Below are 4,979 nucleotides of genomic sequence, written 5' to 3'. Positions count from 1 at the left end.
TTGCGTGGACGACCTCCTTGACGATGTTGACGTTGGTAAGCTACATTGAGACAGGTAAGCATTTCTTGAAAGGTCTCTTTTTGAACACCTATGAGAAGTTTGAAGTTCTCTGAACTGAGTTTTTGAGCTTTTTCATACATTGTTTCCATACAAATAGTATATCACATTTGGTTACCGAACAAGTCTAATGCATAACCCAATTCAAAAAGTTACTTTGTCAGATTTACTTTCTAAGATTCCTGATAATGATTTTGATTGGTATATATTTGAAATTGAAGCAATAGGAGTTGCTCCAAAAGGAATGAGTATGCCAGAATTTGAAAATTTAGTTTTGGAGTCTGAAAGAGGTTATAACATAAGTTGGACGGAACTTTGGGACCTATCAAAAAATTTATGTGATTTGAATAGCTTGATACTAGTATCAGCAACTAATCCTATAACTTTTGAAGCGTTAGAAAAAAGTTCGTCTATTATCAAAGTGAAACTAGAAATTATTGATAGTAGTATTTGGGAACTTAATCTTTATGAAGATTTTAGTTAATTTAGAATCAATTTTGATTATTCCCTATGCTAACAAGCTCTTAGATGCTACTAAGAGCTCCAAAAGTGTTTCTTGTGGTGCTGTTCCTTATCACTAGGGACGCCCAGTTTTTCATAATATAGTTGTTCAGTTTACTTTTAGTACTAACTCCTCCAGTCTGGGGAGAGACTGGGGGAGGTGGGAAATGAAGAAAACAAAGTTTTCGTTAAAAGTCGCAGGTAGTTGTCTAGTTGATAACTAGACAAGTGATAGATAAGAAAAGTGTAACTTTTCTCAATGGTACAACTTAAGATACGAGGATGTCAAAAAAGCGACCGAAAATTAGGAAATATTACGAAGAAGCGTAGCTTCTAGGAATGTTTATCTATTTTCTGAGCTTTTAGTCCGAGTTCAATTTCAAGATACAAAGCCCGTTAAAAACTCAAAGCGAAAATAGGAAATCTAACGAAGAGTCATTAGACTCTAGGAAGATTTATCTTTTTCGCACAGAGTTTAGGGCGTGTTCAATTACCCAAGATACGAGAGCATTTGACACGAGTTTCACTCGTTTTATCTCCAACCTTCAACAGTCTTTCTAGACTGTTGAAGCGAGCAAAGGCATACCCCATTTAGGAAATCTGACGAGTGAAAAGCTCCAGTGGAGGTTTTCAGCCTATTTCCTAAAGAACCATCATCAGCTAAAACTGAAACAATTATCGCTCTTTTTTGCACAGCTCGTAGCCCAAGTTCAATTATACAAGACGAGTTAACGAAGTAATAAAAGATAAACTAAATGACTATAACAGTATACTGGAGGAAGGAGAGGATTACTAGATACCTCGTTATTGGACGCTTACGAGCGACTATAAAATGGTCAAGATGGTTCGTAAAAAGGTAATGAGGAAGTCTCCGATGGGGAGATTTCCTCATTACCTTTTTTAATATAATCACTTTGAGAGAGCTTCACGCTCGAATCTTATTTATGGCGTTTCTTGCTACTACGGATAAGAGCGAGACCGCTTAAAATAGCAGTGGCAAGAAAGGCGAGGGGGGAGGTAACAGAACCTGTGTTAGGAAGGCTATCAGCTGGTCTCTTGTTGAGAGGAAGTTCTGCTTTCTGGATTAGGGCTTGCTTCTCTGGATGCTTACCTTTATCCTTATCTTGATCGATATGTGGTTGTCCGAGAACTTTTTGTTTGAAAGTTTGTTTAGGATTTAGCTCTTTCTTGTCAAGACTTTGTGGAACCTTTGGTTCTACTGTTGGACTTAGTTCTAGGACTGCCCGATCCAAGAGTTTGACTTGTTGGCTCAGTAACTGGTTAGTCTTTGCCTCATCAGCGAGAAGTTGATGGGAGGCTTGGATTAGCTTGATTAGTTTCTCTTGACTTGCAGTAGTAGCCTTGAGGAAGCGTGGTGTTTTTAATAATGCTGCGATTTCAGAGAGCTTTTGCTCCAACTCTTGTGTATTGACCTCTTCCGGCTTGTCTGTTGGATTTGGAGTTAGTTCTAGGACCGCCTGATCCAAGAGTTTGACTTGTTCATTCAGTAGCTGATTGGTCTTTGTCTCATCAGCGAGAAGTTGATGGGAGGCTTGGATTAGCTTGGTCAGTTTCTCTTGGCTCGCAGTAGTGGCATTGAGGAAGCGTGGTGTTTTCAATAATTCCGCAATTTCAGAGAGCTTTTGCTCCAAATATTGTGTATTGACTTCTTCTTGATTGACCGTTACTTCTAATGATAGCTGATGATTCCCATAATGAATGGTCAGGAGTTGTCGTCCTGTCTGATTCGGATTGTAGCCTTCTACTTGAACGCCCGGTTCGGTCAGAGCTAGTTTTTGGCTGTACCCATCCGTATAGGTCAGGAGTAATTCTCCCTTGCGCAGATCAAGTGGCTGGTGAATGTAGTAGCTAGTCTTTGGTTGTCGGTTTAAGGAGACATCAAGTAGCTCGCGCTTGTCCATAGGTTGATCGCTAACAAAGATATATTGTGCTACTTCTAGGTGTTGATCTAGGAAGTTGAGGGATAGAGCCTGTTTTCCAACTTCTTGAGGTTTATGCCCTAGGATACGGATTGCAGGGTGGGTGAGCTGGAAGATTTGGCTACTCTGATCTGTATAATGAACTTGTAGACTACCACCATTTACATCCAGTGCCTCCCCTTGACGATAAACTGTCTTTGGAAAAGCTTGATATTGGATGTCTTGAATCGTTTTATCATTTGCCTTGTATGGAATTGCCAGAATATTACTAATATCCTTATTTGGACTTTGAGCTCGATAATAGATGAGAGAGCCGATTGCGCTGTCTTTGATCGCCGGGAAGGTCAAAGGTCCATCTTGGCTCGCCGTAGCTTCCGCTAAGACTTGTTGTGCAGTGTTATCTTTGTAAAGTGTGATGGTTACACCAGCAGGGACATGATCAAAGGCTACCTGTACATGTTGGTTCGGTAAGGCGGTAGCGTGAGCGCTACTCATTGGAAGGTTTTCAGACTCACTGTCTAGGCTTTCATACATCTTCCAGTTATAGATTCGGATTGCGCGCCAAGGCGTTCCGTTATCAGAAGTAATGACATGTAGTCGCCAATCTTGAGCAGTGGTAGGAGTAGCTAGCTCTATATCAGTCACATGAGCGATATTATTCCGAACAGAGTGGGCAAGTTTCCAATTGCCAGCACTATCCTTATAGTATAGATCAAAGTCTTTTGTATTCATCAAGCCATCATTAACGGATTCTCCTCCAGCTCCCGCGTGATCCATGACCCAGCGCTTGATGGTTCGAGGTTGGGTTAAGCGAATATCAACCGTAGCAGATGGAGAAAGAGAAGACCATTTATCTGAATTGCTGGTAATCGTACCATTGAGCATACTATTAAGTCCCTCACTACCGTCAGATTGAGGTTCTGATGAGCCAATGACCTGCGCTCCTAGGACAACATTTTCTGCTGCTGGTCTTGGACTGGTTGTATCAGCGGTTGTCATGCCCCATTCAAATGGAAGGAGAAAGTCAGCAGAGCGAACTCCATTTTTGCCAACTGCGATGATTTTCAGCGCTTGGCTTGTTCCACTCGCTTCTTTTGGTCGAGTGATTTGAGAGAGGTAGATTGTCGGATTAGAAGATCCTGTGACGAACTGCCATTGGTCACCGTATTGCTGGTAGACTTCATAGTAATCTGCCTCTTCTACCTTGTCGACATGAATGATGGCTTCTGCTAGCTGGGCGTGCGCCAAGCGTTTATCAAGCACTTGACCTCCTGTTGGTGCCAGCGGAGCGTTTTGGTGAGCTGCAATGCTAAGCTGACCGAGATTAAATTGGAAGTTCGGTAGCTCTCCTTGATTTTGGATTCTTAGTTTGATAGCGTACACTTTTTGATTGGCAAGTGAAGAGAGGTTAAAGCTGGCTGTGCTCCAATCAGATTCTGGGCTTAGGTCAACGTAATGGAAGGAGTTTTCGTTGTAGTCCCTATCTGTGCTAAGTCCGATCTGGATTTTTGCGCCTTTTCCGCCCTTGTGGCTAACGCTTAGTGTACTAGTTGGGGTGATACTTAAATTACTAGCATAGAGCATGATGTCTTGCTGGCTATCGGCATCAAGATTGCCTGAAAATGCTAGAGAGTTCCCGCCATTATAAGCGTCTTCAAAATCATATTGAGCTGCTAGCGCTTGCTTATTTGAACGGATCCACCAACGCCAAGTTGGAAGAACTCCTGCTAATGAACGGTAGTTCCACTCTTTATCACGGGAGCTGACACCATCCTTGAACCATTTTTTTCCATGCCCAGTATTGAACGAAGTGTGAAAGTTAGAGCCTGTCAGAACAGTCTTGTCTGCGACAAAGCGAGCCATTCCAGACCAAATGGGATGGGAATCATTAGCTAGGGTTGGGTCTCCCTGATGACCTGTCCAGAAGATATTTTCATTTTGGTGATAGTCTTCGGCTCTGGTGGAAAGTCCCAGAATAGAATCGGGAGTATAAAGTCCGATAGAAAGCTTTGGTTTTCCGTTCGCATCTAGGAGTTGTTGGCGCCGGATGGCAGTATTGTACGACCGAGCTTGTAGTTCAAAACCAGCGTAGACATCAAAAGGACTGCGTCCTAACTGATTCATGGTTTCGACACTCTTATTATTCGTTTCTGTACTCCAGTTAAAATTGGCAAAAAATTCATCAGCGGGAACGGTTCCGTTACTATTAGGGGTGACAAAAGATTTGTTGTATTCGTTCACTAGACTTGTTCGGTAACTACTTGGTTTCAAAATTAATAATCCCACAAATTAACTCAGCACGTATTTCAAAACGTTTTCTCCGACCACGATAGTCTTGTTTCATGATTTGAAACGTCTTAAACTTCGCATTGAAATGCTCAATTTGGATACGAATCGCTGCCATCTCACGATTTAGTTGCTTTTCCTCTTCCGTCAATCTGTGATGTTTTGAGTTCTTAGCTGGAATAAAGCTATTTTCAT

Annotated in this window: 3 protein-coding genes and 1 pseudogene; 1 reads left to right on the top strand and 3 read right to left on the bottom strand. The window is 41.9% G+C overall.

From position 1 onward, the window contains the following. A pseudogene (locus tag BU200_RS11330) lies at positions 1-149 on the bottom strand (IS5/IS1182 family transposase); the annotation flags it as partial. 38 nt (positions 150-187) lie between these two features. Between BU200_RS11330 and BU200_RS09980 the strand changes: the two are divergent. Further along, a complete protein-coding gene (locus BU200_RS09980; RefSeq protein WP_075099989.1) occupies positions 188-541 on the top strand; it encodes a hypothetical protein in 354 nt (117 codons plus the stop codon). 955 nt (positions 542-1,496) lie between these two features. Here the strand turns inward: BU200_RS09980 and BU200_RS09975 are convergent. Further along, positions 1,497-4,784, bottom strand: a complete 3,288-nt coding sequence (locus BU200_RS09975) for a GH85 family endohexosaminidase C-terminal domain-containing protein (protein ID WP_083609406.1) — start codon at positions 4,782-4,784, stop codon at positions 1,497-1,499. Then, positions 4,756-4,979: transposase family protein (locus BU200_RS09970; RefSeq protein WP_142237021.1), on the bottom strand; the 224-nt coding region annotated here is incomplete at its 5' end. The genes BU200_RS09970 and BU200_RS09975, both read right to left, overlap by 29 nt.

The organism is Streptococcus acidominimus (genome assembly GCF_001921825.1).
In the GTDB taxonomy this organism is placed as follows: domain Bacteria; phylum Bacillota; class Bacilli; order Lactobacillales; family Streptococcaceae; genus Streptococcus; species Streptococcus acidominimus.
The sequence above is the reverse complement of the archived record's forward strand: the minus strand, read 5'-3'. Positions and strand labels throughout refer to the sequence as shown.